21 protein-coding genes are annotated in these 22757 nt (G+C 66.2%); 6 read left to right on the plus strand and 15 right to left on the minus strand.

The window, feature by feature from the left end; translation table 11 throughout:
- Position 1: 1 nt before the first annotated feature.
- On the minus strand, positions 2–2083 hold the full coding sequence (gene recG, locus KPL81_RS17640; RefSeq protein ID WP_219793289.1) for an ATP-dependent DNA helicase RecG: 2082 nt from the start codon (positions 2081–2083) through the stop codon (positions 2–4).
- Positions 2080–3000 (minus strand): hydrogen peroxide-inducible genes activator, encoded by a 921-nt coding sequence (locus KPL81_RS17645; RefSeq protein WP_219793290.1) that lies wholly within the window; start codon positions 2998–3000, stop codon positions 2080–2082. Before KPL81_RS17645 ends, recG begins: the two co-directional genes overlap by 4 nt.
- 77 nt (positions 3001–3077) lie before the next feature.
- On the opposite strand from KPL81_RS17645, the gene KPL81_RS17650 reads away from it, so the two are divergent.
- Positions 3078–3950 (plus strand): NAD(P)H-binding protein, encoded by an 873-nt coding sequence (locus KPL81_RS17650; RefSeq protein WP_219793291.1) that lies wholly within the window; start codon positions 3078–3080, stop codon positions 3948–3950.
- Between the two features lie 99 nt (positions 3951–4049).
- Here the strand turns inward: KPL81_RS17650 and KPL81_RS17655 are convergent, their stop codons facing one another.
- The 11 genes from KPL81_RS17655 to KPL81_RS17705 all read right to left on the minus strand — a co-directional run bounded on the left by KPL81_RS17655 (position 4050) and on the right by KPL81_RS17705 (position 15790).
- Positions 4050–4556 (minus strand): acyloxyacyl hydrolase, encoded by a 507-nt coding sequence (locus KPL81_RS17655; protein ID WP_219793292.1) that lies wholly within the window; start codon positions 4554–4556, stop codon positions 4050–4052.
- 70 nt (positions 4557–4626) lie between these two features.
- Positions 4627–5139, minus strand: a complete 513-nt coding sequence (gene thpR, locus KPL81_RS17660) for an RNA 2',3'-cyclic phosphodiesterase (protein WP_219793293.1) — start codon at positions 5137–5139, stop codon at positions 4627–4629.
- A 7-nt stretch (positions 5140–5146) separates the two neighbouring features.
- Positions 5147–5536: a RidA family protein gene (locus KPL81_RS17665; RefSeq protein WP_209474977.1), complete on the minus strand. Its 390-nt coding sequence runs from the start codon at positions 5534–5536 to the stop codon at positions 5147–5149.
- A gap of 87 nt (positions 5537–5623) precedes the next feature.
- Entirely contained in the window at positions 5624–7759 is a 2136-nt protein-coding gene (locus tag KPL81_RS17670; RefSeq protein ID WP_219793294.1) for a RelA/SpoT family protein, read from the minus strand.
- Between the two features lie 22 nt (positions 7760–7781).
- Positions 7782–8042, minus strand: coding sequence for a DNA-directed RNA polymerase subunit omega (gene rpoZ, locus KPL81_RS17675; RefSeq protein ID WP_159555517.1), 261 nt, complete (start codon positions 8040–8042; stop codon positions 7782–7784).
- Positions 8043–8157: 115 nt separating this feature from the next.
- Positions 8158–8772 (minus strand): guanylate kinase, encoded by a 615-nt coding sequence (gmk, locus tag KPL81_RS17680; protein WP_219793295.1) that lies wholly within the window; start codon positions 8770–8772, stop codon positions 8158–8160.
- A 139-nt stretch (positions 8773–8911) separates the two neighbouring features.
- The gene (gene glsB / locus KPL81_RS17685; protein WP_219793296.1) at positions 8912–9826 is read right to left on the minus strand and encodes a glutaminase B; all 915 of its coding nucleotides are present in this window, start codon (positions 9824–9826) and stop codon (positions 8912–8914) included.
- 90 nt (positions 9827–9916) lie between these two features.
- Positions 9917–11383, minus strand: coding sequence for an alanine/glycine:cation symporter family protein (locus tag KPL81_RS17690; protein ID WP_209474969.1), 1467 nt, complete (start codon positions 11381–11383; stop codon positions 9917–9919).
- A gap of 322 nt (positions 11384–11705) precedes the next feature.
- A complete protein-coding gene (locus KPL81_RS17695; protein ID WP_219793297.1) occupies positions 11706–13124 on the minus strand; it encodes a sigma-54-dependent transcriptional regulator in 1419 nt (472 codons plus the stop codon).
- Positions 13121–14905: a transporter substrate-binding domain-containing protein gene (locus tag KPL81_RS17700; RefSeq protein ID WP_240549365.1), complete on the minus strand. Its 1785-nt coding sequence runs from the start codon at positions 14903–14905 to the stop codon at positions 13121–13123. The genes KPL81_RS17695 and KPL81_RS17700 overlap by 4 nt, the downstream gene beginning before the upstream one ends.
- 6 nt (positions 14906–14911) lie before the next feature.
- Entirely contained in the window at positions 14912–15790 is an 879-nt protein-coding gene (locus tag KPL81_RS17705) for a YicC/YloC family endoribonuclease (protein WP_209474965.1), read from the minus strand.
- Positions 15791–15959: 169 nt separating this feature from the next.
- Between KPL81_RS17705 and rph the strand changes: the two genes are divergently transcribed.
- Complete coding sequence (gene rph, locus KPL81_RS17710) at positions 15960–16697, plus strand: ribonuclease PH (protein WP_219793298.1); 738 nt, start codon at positions 15960–15962, stop codon at positions 16695–16697.
- Positions 16698–16843: 146 nt separating this feature from the next.
- Here the strand turns inward: rph and KPL81_RS17715 are convergent, their stop codons facing one another.
- Complete coding sequence (locus tag KPL81_RS17715; protein WP_209474961.1) at positions 16844–17611, minus strand: exodeoxyribonuclease III; 768 nt, start codon at positions 17609–17611, stop codon at positions 16844–16846.
- Between the two features lie 157 nt (positions 17612–17768).
- Between KPL81_RS17715 and pyrE the strand changes: the two genes are divergently transcribed.
- Genes pyrE through rep form a run of 4 tightly spaced genes read left to right on the plus strand, consistent with a single transcriptional unit; the run spans position 17769 to position 21622 of the window.
- Positions 17769–18446 carry an orotate phosphoribosyltransferase gene (pyrE, locus tag KPL81_RS17720; protein WP_219793411.1) on the plus strand — a complete coding sequence of 226 codons (678 nt, stop codon included), beginning with the start codon at positions 17769–17771 and terminating at the stop codon, positions 18444–18446.
- A 17-nt stretch (positions 18447–18463) separates the two neighbouring features.
- On the plus strand, positions 18464–19033 hold the full coding sequence (locus KPL81_RS17725; RefSeq protein WP_209474959.1) for a YfaZ family outer membrane protein: 570 nt from the start codon (positions 18464–18466) through the stop codon (positions 19031–19033).
- 59 nt (positions 19034–19092) lie between these two features.
- Positions 19093–19566: a tRNA (uridine(34)/cytosine(34)/5-carboxymethylaminomethyluridine(34)-2'-O)-methyltransferase TrmL gene (gene trmL, locus KPL81_RS17730; protein ID WP_219793299.1), complete on the plus strand. Its 474-nt coding sequence runs from the start codon at positions 19093–19095 to the stop codon at positions 19564–19566.
- A 4-nt stretch (positions 19567–19570) separates the two neighbouring features.
- A complete protein-coding gene (rep, locus tag KPL81_RS17735; RefSeq protein ID WP_219793300.1) occupies positions 19571–21622 on the plus strand; it encodes a DNA helicase Rep in 2052 nt (683 codons plus the stop codon).
- A gap of 94 nt (positions 21623–21716) precedes the next feature.
- Here the strand turns inward: rep and KPL81_RS17740 are convergent, their stop codons facing one another.
- Positions 21717–22613: a c-type cytochrome gene (locus tag KPL81_RS17740; protein ID WP_338035639.1), complete on the minus strand. Its 897-nt coding sequence runs from the start codon at positions 22611–22613 to the stop codon at positions 21717–21719.
- Positions 22614–22757 lie beyond the last annotated feature (144 nt).

The following is a 22757-nucleotide window of genomic DNA, read 5'->3' on the forward strand; positions in this document are numbered from 1 at the left end:
GCTACACCTGCCCGTAGCGCCCGGCTTCCTCGCCCAGCCAGCGGCGGATCAGCGGCTGGCTGGCTCGCGGATGACGGGTGAGCAAGGCTTCGGCCAACGGTGCGACGCGCTCGAGCAGGTCGGCGTCGCGCTCCAGGTCGGCGATCTTCATCTGCGCAAGCCCCGTCTGGCGCGTGCCGAGCACTTCGCCGGGACCGCGCAATTCCAGGTCCTTCTCGGCGATGCGGAAGCCGTCGGTGGTCTCGCGCATCACCGCCAGGCGCTCGCGCGAGTGGGCCGACAGCGGCCCGTGGTAGAGAAGCACGCAGAAGCTCTCGCTGGTACCGCGGCCGACCCGGCCACGCAACTGGTGCAGTTGGGAAAGCCCCAGGCGCTCCGGGTTCTCGATGATCATCAGGCTGGCGTTGGGCACGTCGACGCCCACCTCGATCACCGTGGTGGCCACCAGCAGGTCCAGCTCGCCGGCCTTGAAGGCATCCATCACGGTGGCTTTCTCGGCAGCCTTCATGCGCCCATGAACCAGGCCGATGGCCAGCTCCGGCAAGGCCTCGGTGAGTTCGTCGCGGGTCGCCTCGGCGGCCTGGCACTGCAGCGCATCGGATTCCTCGATCAGGGTGCAGACCCAGTAGGCCTGGCGGCCCTCGGCGCAGGCGTGGCGGATGCGTGCGACCACCTCGGGGCGGCGCTCGTCGGGCACTACCACCGTCTTCACCGGGGTGCGCCCGGGCGGCAGCTCGTCGATGATCGAGACATCCAGATCGGCATAGGCGCTCATTGCCAGGGTGCGCGGAATCGGCGTGGCGGTCATCACCAGTTGGTGCGGCGTGAGCCCGCCGGCCTCGCCCTTCTCGCGCAGCGCCAGACGCTGGTGCACGCCGAAGCGGTGCTGCTCGTCGACGATGGCGAGCCCCAGGCGCTGGAAGTGTACGTCGCCCTGAAACAACGCGTGAGTGCCCACCACCATCTGCGCGCGGCCGTCGAGAATGGCAGCCTTGGTGTCGAGCCGTGCCTTGCCCTTGAGCTTGCCGGCCAGCCAGGCCACCTCGATGCCGAGCGGCGCGAACCATGCCTTGAGCGTGCGATAGTGCTGCTCGGCGAGAATCTCGGTGGGCGCCATCATCGCCGCCTGGCAGTCGCCGGCGATGGCCGACAGCGCCGCCATCGCGGCCACCACCGTCTTGCCCGAGCCGACGTCGCCCTGCACCAGGCGCAGCATCGGCACCTCGCGAGCCAGGTCGGCACCGATCTCGTCGAGCACGCGGCGCTGGGCGGCGGTCAGCGAGAACGGCAGCTGAGTCAGAAAGCGCGCCTGCAGGCCGCGCCCGCTGGGCAGCGCCGGGGCGCCGTCCTGCTGAATTTTCAGGCGCACCTGCTGCAGGCTCAGACGATGTGCCAGCAGCTCTTCCAGCGCCAGGCGCTGCGTGGCCGGGTGCTTGCCGCTGGCCAGGCGTTCGGGGTCGGCATCGGGGGGCGGCTGGTGAAGGACGTGAAGGCAGCCATGCAGCTCGGGCAGGTCGAAGCGAGAGCGCAGCTCCGCGCCGATCCAGTCGGGCAGTGCTTCGGGAGCCTCGTCGAGGCGGGCCAGCGCTTGTTCGATCAACGCCCGCAGGCGCGCCTGATTGAGCCCCTCGGTGGTGGGATAGATCGGCGTCAGGTGGTCTTCGACCGGCGCTGCATCGCTGCTCAGCAGGCGATACTCGGGGTGGTAGATCTCGAGCCCGGTGGCGCCGGCGCGGGCCTCGCCGAAGCAGCGCACCCGGATACCGGGGCGGAACTGCTGCTGCTGTGCCGGGGAGAAATGGAAGAAGCGCAGGCTGAGGATGCCCGATCCGTCGCGCAGCCGGACCAGCAGGCTGCGCCGGCGCCCCTTGACCACGTCGCTGGCCGAGACTTCACCTTCGACTACCGCTTCGTGACCGGCGCGCAGAGTGCCGATCGGCGTGATGCGGGTGCGGTCCTGATAGCGCAGCGGAAGATGGAAGAGCAGGTCGGCCACGCTCTCCACGCGCAGCCTCGCCAGCTTCAGCGCTACCGCTTCCCCGACGCCCTTCAGGGTAGTGACCGGCGCGTCGAGGTCGCTCATGCCGTTTCGGGCAACGCCTCGTGACACCGCTGGATGGCATCGGTCACCGCGTCGATCGCCTTGGGGCGCGGAAAGCTGGCGCGCCAGGCGATCGCCACGGTACGCGACGGTGCCGGTGGCTTGAACGGCCGGCTGGCGAGCAGTCCGCTTTCGTAGTGGCCGGTACCGATGGCCGACTGCGGCAGTACGGTGATGCCCAGTTTCGAGGCGACCATGTGGCGGATCGTCTCCAGCGAGCCGCCCTCGGCCGTCAGGGTGTTGCTGGGGCTGTTGAGGTGCTGGCTGATGGCGGGACAGGCCTCGAGAATCTGGTCGCGGAAGCAGTGGCCCTCGCCCAGCAGCAGCAGGCGCTCCTTGAGCAGGTCCTCCTTGTCGATGAACTCGCGCCGGGCCCAGGCATGGTCGGCCGGCATCAGCACCTCGAACTGCTCCTCGTAGAGCGGCTTGGTGACCACGTCGGTCTCGGTGAACGGCAGTGCGATGATGATGGCATCGAGTTCGCCGCTGCGCAGCTTGCGCCTGAGATTGGCGGTAAAGCCCTCCTCGATGTAGAGCGGCATCTGCGGAGCGCTACGCGTGAGGGCGGGGATCAGATGCGGGAACAGGTAGGGCCCGATGGTGTAGATCGCGCCAATGCGCAGGGGGCTCGCCAACTGATCCTTGCCGGCGTTGGCCAGCTCCTTGATCACGCTGCTCTGTTCCAGTACGCGCTGGGCCTGCTCGACGATCTTTTCGCCCAGCGGGGTCACCTGCACGGTAGACTTGGAGCGCTCGAACAGCGCCACGCCAAGCTCTTCCTCGAGCTTCTTGACCGCCACCGACAGCGTGGGCTGGGAGACGAAGCAGCGCTCGGCCGCTCTGCCGAAGTGGCGCTCTTGCGCCAAGGTTACGATGTACCGAAGTTCTGTTAGAGTCATGTCTGGTGCCCTTGGGGCATCCTCTCGGACGATAGATGACTTTCAATAGGGACTTTTTATCAGGGGGCGAGAGAAAGGTGAAGAAAACGACACTGATTCTGGGCTGTGGCGACATCGGAATGGTGCTCGGCAGGGAACTGCTGGGGGCCGGCCACCACGTGATCGGTGCCCGCCGAAGCGCTCAGGCGCTCGAGGGGAGTGGCATCGAGCCGCTGCCGCTGGACCTGAACGACGAAGCGGCCCTGGCCGCGCTGCCCGATGTGGATTACGTGGTCTATATCCTCAGCGCCGATCGCTTCGACGAGGCGGCCTATCGGGCAGCCTATTGCGACGGTCTCAAGGCGGTGCTGCGGACCTACGAGGGGCGTGAGACATTGCCCAAACGCCTGTTCTTCGTCTCCTCCACCAGCGTCTATGCGCAGAAGGAGGGAGAGCGCGTCGACGAAGAGAGCCCCGCGGAAGCCGCCGGTTTCTCCGGAACGGTGATGCGCGAGGCCGAGCAGGCCCTGCTGGAGAGCCCGCTGGCCGGCACCACGGTGCGCTTCTCCGGTATCTACGGCCCGGGCCGGGATCGCCTGATCCGCCAGGTGCAGGAAGGTCGCATCGCACCGAAGACCCCGCCCATGTATTCCAACCGCATTCATCGCGACGACTGTGCCGGTGTGCTGGCGCACCTGATCGGCCTCGACGTGGCGGGTAAGCCGCTCGACGATCTCTATTTGGCCAGTGACTGCGCCGCAGAGCCGCTTCATGAGGTCATGGCGTGGCTGGCCGGCCAGCTCAAGGTGGAGCCCACCGAGGTGATCCAGGCGCCGCTGCGCAAGCGCTCGAGCAAGCGCTGCGACAATGCCCGCTTGCGCGCGACGGGCTACGCCTTCCGTTATCCCAGCTACCGCGAGGGATACGCCCATGTGATGCAGGAGGGTGGTTTTCTCGCCGAGCCGGTTTGATCCAGGCGTGACACGGCAGGCAATGCGGAATGTCGGCCAGCATTGCCAGGCTGGCATCGAGCTGCCGAGGCATCGCATCGCTGGGTTGACGGCTTGCGCCTAGAGCGGCAGCCGATAGCCCAGCGACACTACCTCGATGCCCTCGTTGGGGTCCTTGATACCGCCATTGGAATAGTGCGCGACGCTCAGCGAGAGCTCGCCCGGTCCCAGCGACCCGCCAAGGGCCAGGCGATCCTGGAACTGGAAGGCGGTGGAGAGGTCGCGCGAGCCTATTCGCGCATCGAGAAACACGGCGGCCCCGATACCGCCCTCGAGGTAGACGTTTCGCTGCCCGGCGAAGGTGTAGCGCAGCATCGGGGTGAGCAGCCAGGCGGCATTCTCGTCGCTCTCGTCCCCCTCGAGAAGCAGCAGGCCGGTAGCCAACCGCAGGTCGAGCTGCGGATGCAGACGTTCGAGGCCGATCAGGGTGTCGAGCTCGATGCGGGCGGCGGCGGCCGATTCACTGGTAATACCGCCTGCCACGTAGAGATCGGCCAGACAGGCCGGGCTGGCCGCCATGGCGAGGGCGACGCCGAGGCTGGCAGCGAGAGACGACTTGCGATTCATGTTGGTTCTCCTTTTTCTTGCGCACCAATGTTTTTATCTCTGATCTTTGGTGCGCTCCCATCCTTGGAGCTCAACCCTGCGACGCGGCCATGGTTCGATAGCGGGCACCCCGCTCGTCGACGCTAGACTGGATCAGCTCCAACTGATTATAGGACCACAGCAGATCGATGGACGGGAAGTGTTCCAGATCAACGACGCTGGCCCGTCTCAGAAGGGTGACGTGTGGAATGAATCGTGTGGGGCGCGTGCCGAGACCCAGCGACTCCAAGCTCCCCCAGAGCCGCCCCTGAAGGTGCGCCAGGGTCGGGCTGCGCTCGCGACCACCGACCCAGACGATGCCGGGGCGCCGGAAACCGCCCCAGCGATCGAGGCGCCACTCGCCCGGCTCGATGGTCATGCCCTGAACCCACTCGGCCAGCTCGCTTGCCTGCGCTTCCGCCACCTCGCCGAGGAAGGCCAGCGTCAGGTGCAGGCTCTCGTCGGGCATGCGCCGCCCGCCGCAGCGGGCGTGGGCGATCTCCGCCAGCTCGCCGAGCCGCCCTCGCAGCTCGGGTGGCGGCACCAGTGCGAGAAAGAGGCGCACTCTCCCCTCAGTCGCCTATCACCATCACCGCTTCGGCCTCGAACTGCGCTCCCTTGGGCAGTGCCTTGACGCCTACTGCGGCGCGGGCCGGGTAGGGTGTGGCGAAAAACTCCTCCATTACCTTGTTGACCACCGCGAAGTTGTCCAGGTCCACCAGGTAGAGGTTGAGCTTGACGATCTCGCCCAGCGAGCCGGCCGCCTCCTCGCATACGGCCTTGAGGTTGGTGAAGACCTGGCGGGCCTGGGCTTCGAAGTCGTCGGAGACGAGCTCCATGGTGGTCGGGTCGAGGGGGATCTGGCCGGAAAGGTAGACAGTGTTGCCGGCCTTGATGGCCTGGGAGTAGGGGCCGATGGCGGCGGGGGCCTTCTCGGTGTTGATGACGGCCTTGTTGCTCATGACGCTCTCCTTGTGTGGTTGCGTTGTCGTGCAAGGTCAATGAAAAGCCCGTTCTCCGCCTTCGACGGTGAACGGGCTGAAACGGATTCAGTTGCCGACGCGAGTGATCTTGCCGACGTGGGACAGGTTACGGATGCGCTTGATGATGCGCGCCAGATGCACACGGTCGCGCACTGCCAGGGTCAGGTGCACGATGGAGAGGCGGGCGTCGCGCTCCTCGATGCCGATACGCTCGATGTTGGCGTCGGCATCGGTGACCAGGCTGGCGAGCTCGGCCACCAGCCCGCGGCGGCTCTCGATCTCGATGCGCAGGGCCACTGGGAAGTCCTCATCGATCTTGTCGGACCACTCCAGGGCGAACAGCTTGTCGGGGTCGCTCTTGAGTTCGTCGAGATTGCGGCATTCGGTGCGGTGCACCACGATGCCCTTGCCCACCGACAGGTGCCCCACCACCGGGTCGCCGGGCAGCGGATGGCAGCAGCGGGCGAACTTGATCACCATGCCCTCGGCGCCGCTGATCACGATCGGCCCCTGGGAGGAGGGCGAGCGACCGCCGCTAGCGGTCATGTCGCCATGCAGCAGGTCGACCAGACGCCGCGCTACCACGTGGGCTACCCGTGACCCGAGGCCGATCGATTCCAGCAGGCTTTCGTCGCTCTTCAGCGAGAGCTCCTCCAACAGCTCCGGCAGGACGCGCTCGGGCAGCTCTTCCAGGCTGGTCTCGAAGTCGGCCAGCGCCTTATTGAGCAGACGCCGGCCGAGCTGCACCGCCTCGGTCTGCTGCTGGTGCTTGAGGGCGTGACGGATCGCCGAACGCGCCTTGGCGGTGACCACGAAGTTGAGCCAGGCCAGGTTGGGGCGTGCTCCCGGGGCGGTGATGATTTCCAGGGTTTGGCCGCTCTCCAGGCGAGTCGAGAGCGGTGCCAGGTGGCGGTCGATACGACAGGCGATGCAGCTGTTGCCGATATCGGTATGCACGGTGTAGGCGAAGTCGATCACCGTGGCACCCTGGGGCAGCTCCATGATGTCGCCGCGCGGCGTGAACACGTAGATATCGTCGGGGAACAGGTCGTTCTTGACGTGCTCGATGAACTCCAGCGAGTCGCCGGCGTGGCGCTGCATCTCGAGCAGCCCCTTGACCCATTCCCGCGCCCGGGCGTGGCTGCCCTCGGCGATGGGATGGTCGGTCTGGCCGGCCTTGTAGAGCCAGTGAGCGGCGATGCCGTTGTTGGCCATGGCCTCCATCTCTCGGGTACGGATCTGTACCTCGATGGGCATGCCGCCGCTGCCGAACAGGGTGGTATGCAGGCTCTGATAGCCGTTGGCCTTGGGGATGGCGATGTAATCCTTGAAGCGTCCCGGTACCGGCTTGTAGAGGTTGTGCACCACGCCGAGAATACGGTAGCAGCTGTCGACGTCCTCGGTGATGATGCGAAAGCCGAACACGTCCATGATCTCGGCGAACGGCTTGCGCTGGTCGCGCATCTTCTTGTAGATCGACAGCAGGTGCTTCTGGCGGCCCACCACGGTGCCGGGCAGGCCCTCGTCGTCAAGACTCTTCTGCAGGGCGGTCTGGATCTGGCGGATTGCCGAGCGGCGATGGCCGCGGGCGCTGGACACGGCGCGCTTGATGCGTTCGGCCCGCATCGGGTGCAGGGCCTGGAACGAGAGATCCTCGAGCTCGACGCGAATGGTATTGATGCCCAGCCGGTTGGCAATGCGGGCGTAGATCTCCAGCGTCTCGCGGGCGATACGGCGCTTCTTCTCGGGGCGCAGCGCGCCCAGGGTGCGCATGTTGTGCAGGCGGTCGGCGAGCTTGACGATGATGACGCGGATGTCCTTGGACATCGCCAGCACCATCTTCTGGAAGTTCTCGGCCTGGGCGACCGCCTTGTCCTCGAAGGTGATCTGGGTCAGCTTCGAGACGCCGTCGACCAGTTCCGCCACCGGCTTGCCAAACTGCTCGGCGAGCGCCTCCTTGGAAACCCCGGTGTCCTCGATCACGTCGTGCAGCATGGCCGACATCAGGCTCTGATGGTCCATGTGCATGTTGGCGAGGATGTTGGCCACCGCCAGCGGATGGGTGACGTAGGGTTCGCCGGAGCGCCGGCGCTGGCCGTCATGGGCCTGCTCGGCGTAGTAGAAGGCGCGCTTGACCTGCTGGATCTCGTCGGGAGGAAGGTAGCCGCCGAGTCTGTCGGCCAGGTCGTCGATGGTGAACATTAGCGCGCCTTGAGTGACAGCCTTACTCCTCGATGGCCATGCCCGGCTCGCCTTCGCGGCGAATCCGGACCGGGGCCTCGATCGGCTCGTCCAGTACGCTGTGATCCACCAGGCCGGCGGCGATCTCGCGCAGCGCCATCACGGTGGGCTTGTCGTTCTCCCAGGGCAACTGGGCATCGCGGGAACCGCGCGACAGCTGACGCGCACGCTGGGTGGAGATCATCACCAGCTTGAAGCGGTTTTCGACGTTTTCCAGACAATCTTCGACGGTGACACGCGCCATATTGGGTACTTCCCGAAACTGTGAGGCCCCCGGCCACGGCCGGAGTACCGAAATGGAACAGGACAGACTAGATTACTCGACGCCTGGCGGCTCTGACAAGCGCCTGCGCCCGGTATCAGGACAACAGCGCCGCCAGCAGCGGGCCGTGGCTTTCCTGCACCCGGGCCAGGCTCAGGCGGCGGCTGATCACCAGCGACTGCAATTCGCGCAGGGCAGTGGTGAAATCGTCGTTGATGACCAGGTAGTCGTATTCATCGTAGTGCGACATCTCGCTGACGGCGTCGCGCATGCGCCGGGCGATGGTGGCGTGCTCGTCGGTGCCGCGACTGGCCAGGCGCCGCTCCAGTTCGTCGCGTGAAGGCGGCAGGATGAAGATCGACACCGCATCGGCCATCAGTTCGCGCACCTGGCGTGCACCCTGCCAATCGATCTCCAGAATTACGTCCTGGCCGGCCTCGAGAAGTGCCTCTACCGCCGGCCGCGAGGTGCCGTAGAAGTTGTCGAACACACGGGCATGCTCGAAGAACTCGCCGCGCGCGATCATCGCTTCGAACTCGGCGGTCTCGACGAAGTGGTAGTTGACCCCGTCGACCTCGCCGCGGCGGCGGGGCCGGGTAGTATGCGACACCGAGACCTGGATGCCGTCGAGGCTCTCGATCAGCTCGCGCACCAGGGTGGTCTTGCCGGCGCCGGAGGGCGCGGAAACGATGAAAAGCGTACCTTGGGACATATCGGGCTCCGGATCGCAAATGCCCCCGTTCGCGCGAGGCGAAAGGGGGCGAGCGCCATGGCTGCGCATTCGAGCGAAACAGTATACCCGCCCGGTAGTGGGCGCGTCATGGGCTGTGGTGGGCGAAGCGGCCAGACGCCTAAGTCGTCAGCAGGTGTGCGTCGAGTTCCCCGGCGAACAGCTCCAGCGCGTGTTGGGCGGCAACGGAGTTGCCACTCTCGTCGAGCGCCGGCGACCAGGCGCAGACCGTCATCCTGCCCGGCACGACCGCGACGATGCCGCCGCCGACGCCGCTCTTGGCCGGCAGTCCGACACGGTAGGCGAAGTCGCCGGCCGCGTCGTACATGCCGCAGGTGGTCATGATCGCGTTGATCCGTCGGGCCAGACCCGGTGAGACGAAGCGCTCCCCCAGGGGGCGGACCTCGCCGTCGGCCGCCAGGAAGTTCAGCGCGGTGGCCAAGTCCACGCAGCTCATGGCCAGCGCGCAGCTGGAGAAGTAGCAGCGCAGCACTTCGTCGACGTCATTGTCGATGTTGCCGAACGCCTTCATCAGGTAGGCCATGGCAGCATTGCGCGAGCGGTGCTGCCACTCCGAAGCCAGCACCGCGTCGTCGATCAGGATCGTGGCATTGTTCGACAGCCGCCGGGCGATGTCCTGCAGATGCTTGTCCGGCGTGGCGAAGGCGCTGACCAGGCGATCCGTCACCGCGATGGCGCCGGCATTGATGAACGGATTGCGCGGCTTGCCCCGCTCCGCCTCGAGCTGCGCCAGGGAGTTGAACGGCATGCCCGACGGATTGAGACCCACCCGCTGCCACAGCGCCTCGCCATGGGTGCGCAGGGCCAGCGTCAGCAACAGCACCTTGGCGATGCTCTGGATCGAGAACGGCTCGCGGGCATCCCCCGCGGCATAGGTTTCGCCGCTGGTCGTGCAGACGGCGATACCGAACCGGTCGGGATCGCGCTGCGCCAACGCCGGTATGTAATCGGCGACACGCCCCTCGCCAAGTCGCTGGCGGGCGCTCGCGGCGATCTCCTCTAACCACTGCTGCATAGTCGGCTTTACCCAAAGAGTACCCTCCAGCGAACCGGCCCGGCGACGACAGGCGCGACCGGGCCGAAAGCGGGAGCGGGTCGTTGAGCCTCAGTTGGTGGCGAGCGAGGCCGCCCGCTCCTGTTCGAGACGCTGACGATCCTCGGGCTCGATGTCCCAGGCCGCCGGATCGATGTTGAGATCGCTGAACCGGGCGGCATCGAAGACCGGGTGGGGAATGCCGGCACGCAGCTGCTCGTCGTAGTCGCGCATGATGCGAAGACCCGGCTTGAACAGCATGATCAGGCCCACCAGGTTGGCCACGGCGAGCAGGCCCATGGTCACGTCGGCGAAGGCGAAGACCGTGCCCAGGTCGGTGAGCGCGCCCCAGGTGCACAGGAGGATGATCGCGACACGAAACGCATTGAACAGCGTGACGTTACCCTCGCTGAAGAAGTTGAGGCTGTTCTCGCCCAAATAGTAGTTGTAGAGGATGGTGCTGAAGCCGAACAGCAGCAGCGCCACGCTGACGAAGCTACGCCCCCATTCGCCCACGTGATCGGCCAGGGCCGTCTGGGTCAGCGCCACGCCGCCGATATCGACGCCGGCGGCGGGATCGTAGGCGCCGCTGAGCAGAATGATCAAGGCCGTGGCCGAGCAGATGATCAGGGTGTCGATGAACACCGAGAAGGCCTGCACGATGCCTTGGTTGGCAGGATGCGGCACATAGGCCACGGCGGCGACGTTGGGTGCGCTGCCGAGCCCTGCCTCGTTGGAGAACAGTCCGCGTTTGACCCCCATCATGATGGCCGCGCCGATGCCGCCGCCGACGGCTTGCTCGAGGCCGAAGGCGCTGTTGACGATCAGCAGGATGGCCTCGGGTATGCGGGCGAAATTGAGGCCCAGAACGACGAGGGCGATCAGGATGTAGCCGAGCGCCATGACCGGCACCAGCACTTCCGTCACCCGGGCAATGCGCTTGATCCCGCCGAAGACGATGAGTCCCACGACCAGGGCCATGCCGATGCCGGAGTAGACGACCGGTATGCCGAAGGCATCGTTGAATGAGGTGGCCACCGCATAGGACTGCAGGGCGGTGAAGCCGAAGCCGAAGGTAACCAGCAGCAGTACCGAGTAGAGCGCTGCCAGCCAGTGCCAGCGCTTACCGAGGCCGTGGACGATGTAGTAAGCCGGGCCACCGCGATAGGTGCCATCGGGCTGGGCGGTCTTGTAGGCCTGTGCCAGGGTGCACTCCAGATAGCTGGTGGCCATGCCCATCAGGCCAACCACCCACATCCAGAAGATCGCACCCGGGCCGCCCAGGGTGATGGCGACCGCGACACCGGCGATGTTGCCGCCACCGACGCGCCCTGCCACCGAGAGCAGCAGGGCCTGGAAGGAGCTCAGGTGACCGTGCTTGTCGCGCTTGAAGGCATGGCCGGCGCCGAGAATACGGAACATGCGCCCGAAGTGACGAAACTGCACGAAGCGTGAAGCGAGTGTGAAGCCGATGCCGACGGCGATGAGCAAGGTGATGAGTACCTTGCCCCAGAGCAGGTCGTTGATCAGATCGAGCATGGTGCGTTCCCCCGGTTGGTGGCGAGCGGGGCAATACGCGATGCCGGCCGTTCGATGGCCGCGTGAGTCGTTGTTCTTGGCATGGGAGAACCTCTTGCTTGCGTTTGTCGACATGGCCCGCCGGGGCGGGCCAGGCTATACAGAGCAAGGTCCATGCCAGTGAGGGAGAGATGGCAAGGGATTGTTTTTATGGGGGAAATTGGAGGTTGGGAAATCAAGCGGTATAACCCTCGCCAACGGCATTCACGCCTTCAGAAGGGAAAAAAGCTTTGTTTTCAGTGGGATGGAGTGACTATAACCACGGTTATCGCTATAACCAGCGTTATGCCCCTTCGCCGCGCTGCTTCTTCAGCCGCTTGCTCAGGGCCGGCTGCGAAATGCCCAGCCAGCGTGAGGCCATGGATTGATTGCCCTCGGCGCGCTTCAGCGCCTCTTCCACCAGCAGGTCGGCGACTTCGTCCAGCGTGGGCAGCGGCTCGTCGGGGGCAAACACGGCCCGCTGGCGATGGGGTGAAGGCGAGTCTTCGCCACAGGCCTGGTCGATGGCGCGCTTGAAGGCATCCATGGATAGCGTACGGCTGCGATGCTGGCTCATGGCATCGTAGGCCATGGCGCGTAGTTCGCGCACGTTGCCGGGAAAGGCGTAATTGCCCAGCAGCACGGCAAGCTCCGGCGGATAGCTTGGCTTGTTTCTGCCGAGTTCCTCGGCCGCCTCGGCCAGAAAGTGGTCCAGCAGCAGTGCGATGTCCTGCTTGCGCCGGCGCAAGGGGGGGATGTGGACCTGATGTGTGCGCAGGCGGTAATAGAGATCCTTGCGGAAAGCGCCCGTGCGCTGCTTCTCGGCCAGGTCGTGGTGCGTCGCCACCAGCACGCGGGCCTGCAGGCGCTTGGGCCGGTCGCTGCCCAGCGGGTAGTACTCGCCCTCCTGTAGCAGGCGCAGCAGCTTGACCTGCGAGGCGAGGCTGAGATCGCCAATCTCGTCTAGCAGCAGAGTGCCGCCTGCGGCCTGCTCTATCATGCCGGCCCGCGGCTGCTCGGCGCCGGTGAAGGCGCCGCGCTGATGACCGAACAGCGTGTCGGCGAAGACGTTGTCGTCCAGACCCGCCACGTTGACGCAGACCAGCGGTCCCTGGCGGCCGCTGAGAGTATGAGCCGCCTTGGCGATCAGCTCCTTGCCCACGCCGCTTTCGCCGCTGATCAGGATCGGTTGCTGGGTCAGCGCCACCGATTCCAGGTACTGGAAGACGGCGCGCATGCTCCTGTCGGCGGTCACGATATGAGCGAAGGCCTCGGGATGCTCCAGGGTGTCGTCGAGCACGCGACGGCGTAGCGCCTGGTTCTCCTGGCGCAGCTCCTGCAAACGGATAGCGCGTCGGATGCCTTCGACCAACCGCCCCTCCTCGTCGGTCTTGACGAAGTAATCGAAGGCCCCGAGCTTGATGCAGTTGACGGCGGTCTCCACCTGATTCAGACCGCTCACCACGATGACGCCGACGTCGGGAAACTCTTCGACGATGCGCGCCAGGAGCTCCTCTCCCGAGACATGGGGCATGGTCAGGTCGAGCGTCACCAGACCGATGTTCTCGCGTGCCAGGATATCCATCACTTCGCGGCTGTCCTGGCAGCGGTGGATATGGTTGATACCCCCGCTGCGCTCCAGGGCGATATTCAGGCTACGCAGGAAGGAGGGCTCGTCGTCGACGAGCAGAACGCCGAAGGCGGGGTAGAGGGGGGTGCTCATGGTGTGTCGGGCTCCTGCTGGCGATTCTCTGCCCCGTCGGTTGGCGTCGTGCCGGGCCTTGCCGTCGGCAGCGACAGGGTCACCCGGGTGCCGTGGCCGGGCTGGGAGTCGAAGGTCAGGCTCCCCTGGTGCTCGCTGACGATGCCGGCGGAGACGGACAGCCCCAACCCGGTGCCACCACACTCGCGGCGGGTGGTGAAGAAGGGATCCGTCAGCCGGTGCATGGCCTCGGGGGCGATGCCGCGGCCCTCGTCATGCACTTCCAGCAGCACCCGCCCCTCGGTGCGATCGTGACGCGTGGCCAGGCGGATGCCCTGGGTGGGGTGCTCGAGCGCCTGGCAGGCGTTGAGCACCAGGTTGATCACCACCTGCTCGATGCGCTGGGCGTTGCCCGATAGCGATGGGAGATTCTCGGCATAGTGCGTTTCGAAGCGGCCGGTTGCCTGGCGGATCGAGTTGTCGACCAGGCGCACGGCGGTGGCCACCACCGCATTGAGGTCGAAGGTGCCGGCCGGTTCGTCGCCGCCCTGACGGGCGAAGTCCTTGAGATCGCCGACGATACGCTTGATGCGCCGGGTGCCCTCCTGCATGTCGTCGATCATGCCGGGGATCTCCTCGCGCATGCGCGAGTAAGGTAGCCCGCCGAACGGGAAGTCACCGTGGGCGCGGTAGTGGGCCTCGAGGATCGGTTCGGCGTCGGCATAGGCGTCGCGCAGTACCGGCAGGTTCAACAGCAACAGGCTGCTGGGATTGTTGATCTCGTGGGCCACGCCCGAGACCAGCACGCCGAGTGAGGCCATCTTGTCGGCCTGTATCAGCTGTTGCTGGTGCTGGCGCAGCTCCGCGGTGCGCGCCGCCACTTCGCGTTTGAGCATGCGGTTCCAGATCACGATGGCGCCCAGGACTAGCAGCAGCAGGGCGGAGAGTGCCGCGCCGACCTGCCCGACCTTCTGCCACGGGATGCCCTCGCGACCCTCGAGTGGGCCCAGCCACTTGTCGTAGATCGCCTGGTGGCGACCGGTGTTCTTGAGGATGGCCAGCCCCTCGCTGAACTTGGCCAGCAGGTTGGCGTCGCCCTGGCGCACCGCGTAGCCGTAGCGCAGCGAGAAGGGGCGCGCCACCGGCACCAGGTTGGTCAGGCCCAGCTCGCGGCTGAGGTAGAGGGCCGGCAAGTTGGCCACCAGCGCATAATCGTGCTGGCCGGCAGCCAAGGCCCGCAGCGCATCGGCATGGGTGTCGACCGGGACTACCTTGGCCCCGATGCCGTGCTCGATCAGGTAGTCGTGCATGATGTCGCCGCGCTGGACGATGACCTCCTTGCCGCGCAGCGCCTCGACCTCCACTGCCGGCTCTCCGCGGCGGGCGAAGAGCGACTGGTGAACGATAGCGTGGGGCGGGGCGAAGTCGAAGTGCTCGGCCCGCGCCTCGGAGTAGGACATGCCCTGCAGGACGTCGATCTCGCCGTTCTCGAGCCCCTCGCGGACCTCACTCCACTGGGCCAACTCGATGCGCACCTCGAGCCCCATCACCTCGGCGATGGCCTGGGTCAGCTCCACGTTGTAGCCGGCCGGCTCGCCGTCCTCGTCGAGGAACTCGTAGGGCGGGTGGTAGTGATCGCCACCGACGACGATGACCTCTCCGGTGCCGTCGGCAGCGTCTGTCTCGGCCTGGGCCCAGCCCGGCAGGGGCAAGGCGAGACAAGCGGCCAGTGCCATTTGCCCCGCCCACCGCGCCACGGCGGGAAGGCGCTTGCTGGAGGGCTCCGCCGGGTTTGCCGTCATGTGTTGCTACTCGATGTTCTGGATCTGCTCGCGCATCTGCTCGATCAGCACCTTGAGCTCCACCGCGCAGCGGGTGGTGCTGGCCACCGCCGACTTGGAGGAGAGGGTGTTGGCCTCGCGGTTGAGTTCCTGCATCAGGAAGTCGAGGCGGCGCCCCTTGGGGCCTTTCTGCTCGAGCTGGCGCGCCACCTCGCCGACGTGGGTCTCGAGGCGGTCGAGTTCCTCGTCGACGTCGGCCTTTTGCGCCAGCAGCACCAGCTCGGCCTCCAGCCGCTGGGGCTCGAGTTCGGCCTTGACCGTCTCGAGCCGGTCCAGCAGCAGGGCACGCTGGCGCGCGAGGATCTCCGGCATCAGCCGACGCACCTCGGCGACCTGCTCGCGCACGCCGGCCAGGCGCTCGCGGATCAGTGCGGCGAGCTTGTCCCCCTCGCGGGCGCGGGCCTCGATCAGTTCGTCGAGGGCGGCCTCGAACAGGGCCGTGGCTTCCGACTTCACTGCCTCCAGGTCGACGCCCTGGGACTCGAGCACGCCGGGGTGGTCGAGCAGCGACAGGGCATCGGGCATGGCGACCTGGGGCAGTGCCTCGCGAATCTCGCCCAGCGCCTCGGCCAGCGCCACCAGCCGGGTGTGATTGACGGCCAGGGTCTCGCTCACGTCGGTGGGTTCGAAGCGCAGGTGGCACTCGACCTTGCCGCGCGCCAGGCGCGTACGCAGCGCCTCGCGAAAGGTGGGTTCGAGGTCGCGCAGCGCCTCGGGCAGCCGGAAGAAGGGCTCCAGGTAGCGCTGGTTCACCGAGCGCAGTTCCAACTGCAGGCTGCCCCAGTCGCTCTCGCGGCTCTGACGGGCAAAGGCGGTCATGCTGTGTACCTTGCTATGGGCGACCATGGCGACTCCTCGTTCGATCGGCTGCGCCGTTCCCGGCATCAGCCCGGCGACATCTCGGACAAGGAGTGTAACCGATTCCCCGCCCCGACCGTGTAGAATGGCCAGCCATTCGATGCCTCGCCGATGCCGCGACATCGTTCCGATCGTTCTTCGTCTTTCGAGAGGTTCCATGGCTTCCCAACCCTCACGCCCGAGCGGGCGGCGCCCCGACCAGCCCCGCGAGATCCGCCTGACCCGTGACTACACGCGCCACGCTGAAGGCTCCGTGCTGGTGGAGTTCGGCGACACCAAGGTGCTGTGCAACGCCAGCGTCGAGGCCGGCGTGCCGCGCTGGCTGCGCGGCAAAGGCCAGGGCTGGGTAACCGCCGAGTACGGCATGCTGCCGCGTGCCACCCACACCCGTGGCGGCCGCGAGGCGGCCCGCGGCAAGCAGGGCGGGCGCACGCTGGAGATCCAGCGCCTGATCGGACGATCGCTGCGCGCCGCGGTCAATCTCAAGAAGCTGGGCGAATTCACCGTCACCGTGGACTGCGACGTGATCCAGGCCGACGGCGGCACCCGCACCGCTTCGATCACCGGCGGCTGCGTGGCGCTGGTGGATGCCATCCGCTACCTGCAGCGCAAGAAGCTGATCAAAAGCGATCCCTTCCAGCAGCTGGTTAGCTCGGTCTCGGTGGGGCTGTTCAAGGGGGTGCCGGTGGTCGACCTCGACTATCCGGAAGACAGCGGTGCCGACACCGACATGAACGTGGTCATGGCCGAATCGGGTGGGCTGATCGAGGTGCAGGGTACCGCCGAGGCGGGGGTGTTCTCTCGCGAGCAGCTCAACGCCATGCTCGAGCTGGCCGAGAACGCCGGGGCCGAGCTCTTCGAGCACCAGCGCGAGGCCCTGGGCATTCGCCGCTAAGGCTACCTGCAAGGCGCCGGTAGAGATGAGCGCCGGGAAAGCTCATCAATCTACCGAGCGACGATATAGCTTCAAACGCATAGCGCCGGCATCAATGCCGGCGCTATGCGTTCCGGGAAAACCCGGCCGCGACGAAGGGGACGTGCTTACAGCGTCAGGTCGTACTCGACGAACAGCGGGGCGAACTCGCTGAAGGTGGCATCGTAGTCGATCCACGCGTCGACCACGTGGCGGCGCAGGTTGGGTCCGACGATCTGATAGTCGATGCGCCAGCCCTCCTGGCGCGAGCGTGGCACTTCCTGGTCGAGCTTGGGCCACCAGGTGTATTCGCCGGCGTCGCGGTTGATCTCGCGGAAGGTGTCGATGAAGCCGGTGGGGCCGAATACCTGGTCCATCCAGGCGCGCTCTTCCGGCTTGAAGCCCGGTGTGGTCTGGTTGTCGGCCCAGTTCTCCAGATCGACGGTCTTGTGGGCGATGTGCCAGGTACCGCAGATGATGTACTCGCGACGCTTGCGCGACATCTTGTTCAGATATTCCTGGTACTGGGCCATGAAGGCCTGCTTGGCGGCGTAGTCGCTGCCGTCGGGCATCAGGAAACTGGCAATGCTGAAGCGGTCGTAGTCGGCCTGCAGAAAGCGTGCCTCATGATCGCACTGGGGAAAGCCGAGGCCGTACATGATCGCCTTGGGAATCTTGCGGCAGTAGAGGCCCACGCCGGAAAAGCCGTCTTCCTCGGCATCGAGGAAGTAGCCTTCGTAGCCTTCCGGGTAAAGAATGCTATCGTCGAGCTCGAAGCTCTTGGCCTTGAGGTTCTGGACGCAGACGACATCGGCGTCCTGTTCGGCCAGCCAGTCGAGAAACCCTCGTCCGACCGCCTCGCGGATTCCGTTGACATTGATGGTGGCAATTTTCATACATGGTCCCTTTGACGTCGCGCGTGTATGATACCCGACGTTTCGACGTTTGGGTAAATGGCCCGCATGGATATTCGTGGTAGGACCGCAGAATTCCATTTCCAGAGGGCTTGTGATCAGAGGTATGAATAGCAGGGGGAGCGCCGTGTCGGCCAGCATGCATGCCTATCAGCGTGAGTTCATCGAGTTCGCCATCGAGCAAGGCGTGCTGAAGTTCGGCGAGTTCACCCTCAAGTCGGGTCGTGTCAGTCCCTATTTCTTCAATGCCGGCCTGTTTCGCAGCGGTGGCGCCCTGGCGCGTCTCGGTCGCTTCTACGCCGACGCAATCGAGGCCAGCGGCGTGCCGTTCGACGTGCTGTTCGGCCCTGCCTACAAGGGCATCCCGCTGGCGGCCACCACCGCGGTGGCGCTGGCCGATCATCACGGCCGTGACCTGCCCTTTGCCTTCAACCGCAAGGAGGCGAAGGACCACGGCGAGGGTGGCAACATCGTCGGCGCCGAGCTTTCCGGGCGTATCCTGATCATCGACGACGTGATCACCGCGGGCACTGCCATACGCGAAGTCATGGCGCTGATCGAGGCCGCCGGCGCCGAGGCCGCCGGCGTGGTGATCGCGCTGGATCGCCAGGAGCGCGGCCAGGCCGAAAAAAGCGCGATCCAGGAGGTCGAGGCGCGCTACGCCATGCCGGTGGTGAGCATCGTCACGCTGGACATGGTGCTGGCCTACCTCGAGGAACAGGGCGGAGAAGCCTTCAAGGGGCATGCCGAGGCGATCCGCGACTACCGGTCGCGCTATGGCGTGAGTGCCGGTACAGATTCGAATGCGAGCGCGTAAGTTAAAGGAGCCAGTCGATGAAGACCTTCGTCAAGCATCTTGCCACGGCCTCTGTATTGGGCGGCGCGCTGTTCGTCGCTGCAGGTGCCCATGCTGCCGGCAGCCTGGACCTCAATCTCGGCGCCGATGCCATGCAGTTCGAAGCCGCCGCCGAGATCACCCAGGGCGTGGCCCTGGGGGGCGGCGTCATCAACAGCGAGTATCGCGAAGACGCCACCATCTACCATGCCCAGCTGCTGGGCGTGCAGCGCAACCGTGAGCGCGATGTGGGCATCGGTGCGCGCTGGACGCAGTTCGACACCGACTACGGCGACGGCGGCGGTGTAGGCCTGGGTGGCTATGGCTATGTCTACTTGCCCCAGGCACCGGACGTCTCGCTGGGCGGCTACGGTTTCTATACCCCCGGAATCGCGACCAGTGGTGACCTCGACGACGGCTACGAAGTAGGCGTGCGGGCGCGCTACGCCTTCACCCCCAACGTCGACGGCTACGTCGGCCTGCGCCAGACGACGGCCGACTTCGACAACCGCCACGGCAGCCGCACGCTGGATCGTGGCGCTCAGGTCGGGGTTCGCCTGAGCTTCTGATCGCCGTCGCTGTACGGGCGGGCCCCTGCGGGCTCGCCAGCGCTTCCAGGCAGGCCGCCATGCTCGACGTCGTACTCTTCGAACCCGAGATCCCACCCAATACCGGCAACCTGATCCGGCTGTGTGCCAATAGCGGCTTTCGCCTGCACCTGATCGAGCCGCTGGGCTTCGTGCTCGACGATAAGCGCCTGCGCCGCGCCGGGCTCGACTACCATGAGTGGGCCGCCGTCAGCGTGCACCGCAACTGGCCGGCCTTCGTCGAGGCCGTAAAACCGGGGCGTGTCTTCGCCGTCTCGACCCGCGGCCGTACCGGCTACCACGAACCCAGCTACCGCCCCGGCGATGCCCTGCTGTTCGGCCCCGAGACCCGCGGCTTGCCGCAGGCAATGCTCGACGACCTGCCGGCCGAGCAGCGCCTGCGCATTCCCATGCTGCCGGACAGCCGCAGCCTCAATCTCTCCAACGCCTGCGCCATCCTGGTGTTCGAGGCCTGGCGGCAGCTAGGCTTCGCCGGCGCGGCGCAGCCCGAGTGAACCCATGAGCATTCAGCAACGCCTCGCCAAGCTCAACCCGCGCCAGCAGGAAGCCGTGCGCTACATCGACGGCCCCTGCCTGGTGCTGGCCGGCGCCGGTTCGGGCAAGACCAGCGTGATCACCACCAAGATCGCCTACTTGGTGCAGGTATGCGGCATGAGCGCCCGGCGCATCGCCGCGGTGACCTTTACCAACAAGGCCGCCCGCGAGATGAAGGAGCGGGTGGGGCAGATGCTCAAGGGCAAGGAGGGCCATGGGCTGACCGTGTCCACCTTCCACACCCTGGGGCTCAACATCATCCGCGGCGAGCTCAAGGCACTCGGCTACAAACCGGGTTTCTCGCTGTTCGATCCCGAGGATGCCAAGGCGCTGTTGCGCGACCTGATGAACAAGGACGCCCAGGTCGATGCCGAGCAGATCAACGCCGTGCAGCACCAGATCTCGGAATGGAAGAACGACCTGGTGCTGCCGGGTCAGGCGCTGTCTCACGCCGTGGACGAGGATGAACTCTACGCCGCCAGGGTCTACGAGGCCTACGTGCGTCATCTCAAGGCCTACAATGCAGTGGACTTCGACGACCTGATCCTGCTGCCGGTGGTGCTGCTCAAGGACCATCCCGAGGTGCTGGCGCGCTGGCGGCGCAAGATCCACTACATGCTGGTGGACGAGTACCAGGACACCAACGTCTCGCAGTACCTGCTGGTCAAGCTGCTGATGGCCGAACGCAAGACTTTCACCGTGGTGGGCGACGACGACCAGTCGATCTACGCCTGGCGTGGGGCGCGGCCCGAGAACCTGGTGACCCTGGGCGAGGATTTCCCGCGCCTCAACGTGATCAAGCTGGAGCAGAACTATCGCTCCACCGGCACCATCCTGCGCGCCGCCAACACCCTGATCGCCAACAACCCTCACGTCTACGAGAAGACCCTGTGGTCGGAGATGGGCCAGGGCGCGCCGATTCGCGTGGTGGTCAACCGCCACGAGGAGGCCGAGGCCGAGCGGGTGGCCAGCGAGATCCTCACCCGGCGCATCAAGGAGCGCGCCGAGTGGCGCGACTTCGCGGTGCTCTACCGCGGCAACTTCCAAGCCCGGCTGCTCGAACTCAAGCTGCAGCACTACCAGATTCCCTACAAGCTCTCCGGCGGCACTTCGTTCTTCTCGCGCAACGAGATCAAGGACGCCATGGCCTACCTGCGCCTGCTTATCAACCCGGCCGACGACAACGCCTTCCTGCGCATCGTCAATGTGCCGCGGCGCGAGATCGGCCCGGGCACCCTGGAAAAGCTGGCCAACTATGCCACCGAGCGTGGCGCCTCGCTGTTCGACGCCTGCCACGAGCTGGGCCTGGAACAGCAGCTGCCGGCGCGGGCGGTGGAGCGGCTGGCGCGCTTTACCCACTTCATCGACGGCGTGCGCCGACGCATGGACGAAGGCGACTCGCTGGCGGCCATACGCGGCATGCTGCACGAGATGGACTACGAGGCATGGCTCTACCAGAACGCCAGCGCGCCCACCATCGCCGAGCGGCGCATGGCCAACGTGTGGACGCTGATCGACCAGCTCGAGAAGTCCATGAAGCGCGACCCAGAAGAAGTCGAGGCGGAAGAGAGCGCCGAGACCGACGATGTTGAGGCGGCCATCTCGCGGCTGGTGCTGCGAGACATCCTCGAGCAGCAGGCCGAGGAGGACGACACCGACAAGGTGCAGCTGTTGACCATGCACGCCTCCAAGGGGCTCGAGTTCCCCCACGTCTACCTGATGGGCCTCGAGGAGGAGCTGCTTCCCCACCGCAACGCCATCGAGGCCGGCACGGTGGAAGAGGAGCGGCGCCTGGCCTATGTCGGCATCACCCGGGCGCGCCAGACCCTGACCCTGACCCTGGCGCGCCAGCGCAAGGCCTTCGGCGAGCTGATGGACTGCACTCCGAGCCGTTTCCTCGATGAGCTGCCGCCGGACGACCTGGAGTGGGAGGGCCGCGCCGACAAGGAAGACCCGGAGAAGAAGCAGGCCCGAGGACAGGACGCCATCGCCGGGCTGCGATCGCTGCTGGGGTAATACCCGGCCGGCGGGGGTCAGTGAGCCACTGGCCATGAACGACGACGGGGCGCCTGTTGGCGCCCCGTCGCAGATTCGCTACCCGCGCAGCGGGTTACTTGACCGGCTCGACCAGGAAGTCCACCGCGGCACGGACCTCGTCGTCGGAGAGGCCCATGTTACCGCCCTTGGGCGGCATGGCGTTGAAGCCGTTGATGGCATGGTCGTAGAGCGTCTCGATGTCCTGGTCGATGCGGCCTTCCCACTCGCCGGCTTCGCCGCGGCGCGGGGCGCCGGCGGCACCGGTCATGTGGCACGCCATGCAGGCCTGGTTGTAGATCGCTTCGCCGTCGATGCCGGCATGCGCCGGTTCGTCGCCAGCGGCCTCTTCGCCGGCAGGCGCGTCCTCAGCGGCTTCTTCATCCGCAGGGGCCTCTTCGGTCGCCACGGCGGCTGCGGCAGCCTCTTCCTCGACGGGACCCTCTTCGGTGACGGCTTCCGCATCACCGCCGGCAGCTTCCTCGTCGGAGGCGGCCTCTCCATCGGCAGCGCCTTCTTCACTGCCGCCAAGCTCCGGTACTTCCATCACCGGGCCCACCAGATGCGCGGTGGCGGCGGCGACTTCCTCGTCGGAGAGGTTGGGGTTGCCACCCCGCGCCGGCATCGCATTGAAGCCGTTGAGGGCATGATCCAGCAGCGTGTCCCAGCCCTTGTCGACGCGCTCGGCCCAGGCATCCTCCTGGCCGCGTACCGGTGCACCGGCGGCGCCGCTGTCATGGCATGCCATGCACACCTGGCCGTAGATGGCTTCGCCGTCGGCGCCGTCGCCACCACCCGAGTCACTCGCGGCGGCCATTGCCGTACCGCACTCCTCGCCCTGCAGGCACAGTTCTCCCACCGGCTTCAGGCGCTCGGCGATGGCATCGCGGTCCACTTCGGCCTGCACGGACGCGGCGCCCGCGGCCAGGCCCAGGGTGGCCAGACACCCCATGATCAGCTTGCTGGATTTCACTCTCACCACCTCTCGACGGTCCTGTAATCGTAATCTTTCGGCGACGTCGGCACGCGATAGCCGGAGCGCCGTGATGCGCACAATGGGCAGTAGTATACCGATATAGCAAAGCGCTGGAAAACGCCGTTGCCCACGCCTTTGGCA

Origin of the sequence: Billgrantia antri (assembly GCF_019430905.1) — a bacterium.
Taxonomy (GTDB): Bacteria; Pseudomonadota; Gammaproteobacteria; order Pseudomonadales; family Halomonadaceae; genus Halomonas; species Halomonas antri.

What these genes read in the sequence shown, in the direction of transcription:
- trmL (WP_219793299.1), top strand. Translation starts at nt 19,093, where the DNA reads ATGCTCGACGTCGTACTCTTCGAACCCGAGATCCCACCCAATACCGGC.
- recG (WP_219793289.1), bottom strand. Translation starts at nt 2,083, where the DNA reads ATGAGCGACCTCGACGCGCCGGTCACTACCCTGAAGGGCGTCGGGGAA.
- KPL81_RS17665 (WP_209474977.1), bottom strand. Translation starts at nt 5,536, where the DNA reads ATGAGCAACAAGGCCGTCATCAACACCGAGAAGGCCCCCGCCGCCATC.
- gmk (WP_219793295.1), bottom strand. Translation starts at nt 8,772, where the DNA reads ATGTCCCAAGGTACGCTTTTCATCGTTTCCGCGCCCTCCGGCGCCGGC.
- rph (WP_219793298.1), top strand. Translation starts at nt 15,960, where the DNA reads ATGGCTTCCCAACCCTCACGCCCGAGCGGGCGGCGCCCCGACCAGCCC.
- KPL81_RS17645 (WP_219793290.1), bottom strand. Translation starts at nt 3,000, where the DNA reads ATGACTCTAACAGAACTTCGGTACATCGTAACCTTGGCGCAAGAGCGC.
- pyrE (WP_219793411.1), top strand. Translation starts at nt 17,769, where the DNA reads ATGCATGCCTATCAGCGTGAGTTCATCGAGTTCGCCATCGAGCAAGGC.
- KPL81_RS17705 (WP_209474965.1), bottom strand. Translation starts at nt 15,790, where the DNA reads ATGGTCGCCCATAGCAAGGTACACAGCATGACCGCCTTTGCCCGTCAG.
- rpoZ (WP_159555517.1), bottom strand. Translation starts at nt 8,042, where the DNA reads ATGGCGCGTGTCACCGTCGAAGATTGTCTGGAAAACGTCGAAAACCGC.
- KPL81_RS17715 (WP_209474961.1), bottom strand. Translation starts at nt 17,611, where the DNA reads ATGAAAATTGCCACCATCAATGTCAACGGAATCCGCGAGGCGGTCGGA.
- KPL81_RS17690 (WP_209474969.1), bottom strand. Translation starts at nt 11,383, where the DNA reads ATGCTCGATCTGATCAACGACCTGCTCTGGGGCAAGGTACTCATCACC.
- KPL81_RS17725 (WP_209474959.1), top strand. Translation starts at nt 18,464, where the DNA reads ATGAAGACCTTCGTCAAGCATCTTGCCACGGCCTCTGTATTGGGCGGC.
- rep (WP_219793300.1), top strand. Translation starts at nt 19,571, where the DNA reads ATGAGCATTCAGCAACGCCTCGCCAAGCTCAACCCGCGCCAGCAGGAA.
- KPL81_RS17695 (WP_219793297.1), bottom strand. Translation starts at nt 13,124, where the DNA reads ATGAGCACCCCCCTCTACCCCGCCTTCGGCGTTCTGCTCGTCGACGAC.
- KPL81_RS17700 (WP_240549365.1), bottom strand. Translation starts at nt 14,905, where the DNA reads ATGACGGCAAACCCGGCGGAGCCCTCCAGCAAGCGCCTTCCCGCCGTG.
- glsB (WP_219793296.1), bottom strand. Translation starts at nt 9,826, where the DNA reads ATGCAGCAGTGGTTAGAGGAGATCGCCGCGAGCGCCCGCCAGCGACTT.
- KPL81_RS17655 (WP_219793292.1), bottom strand. Translation starts at nt 4,556, where the DNA reads ATGAATCGCAAGTCGTCTCTCGCTGCCAGCCTCGGCGTCGCCCTCGCC.
- KPL81_RS17670 (WP_219793294.1), bottom strand. Translation starts at nt 7,759, where the DNA reads ATGTTCACCATCGACGACCTGGCCGACAGACTCGGCGGCTACCTTCCT.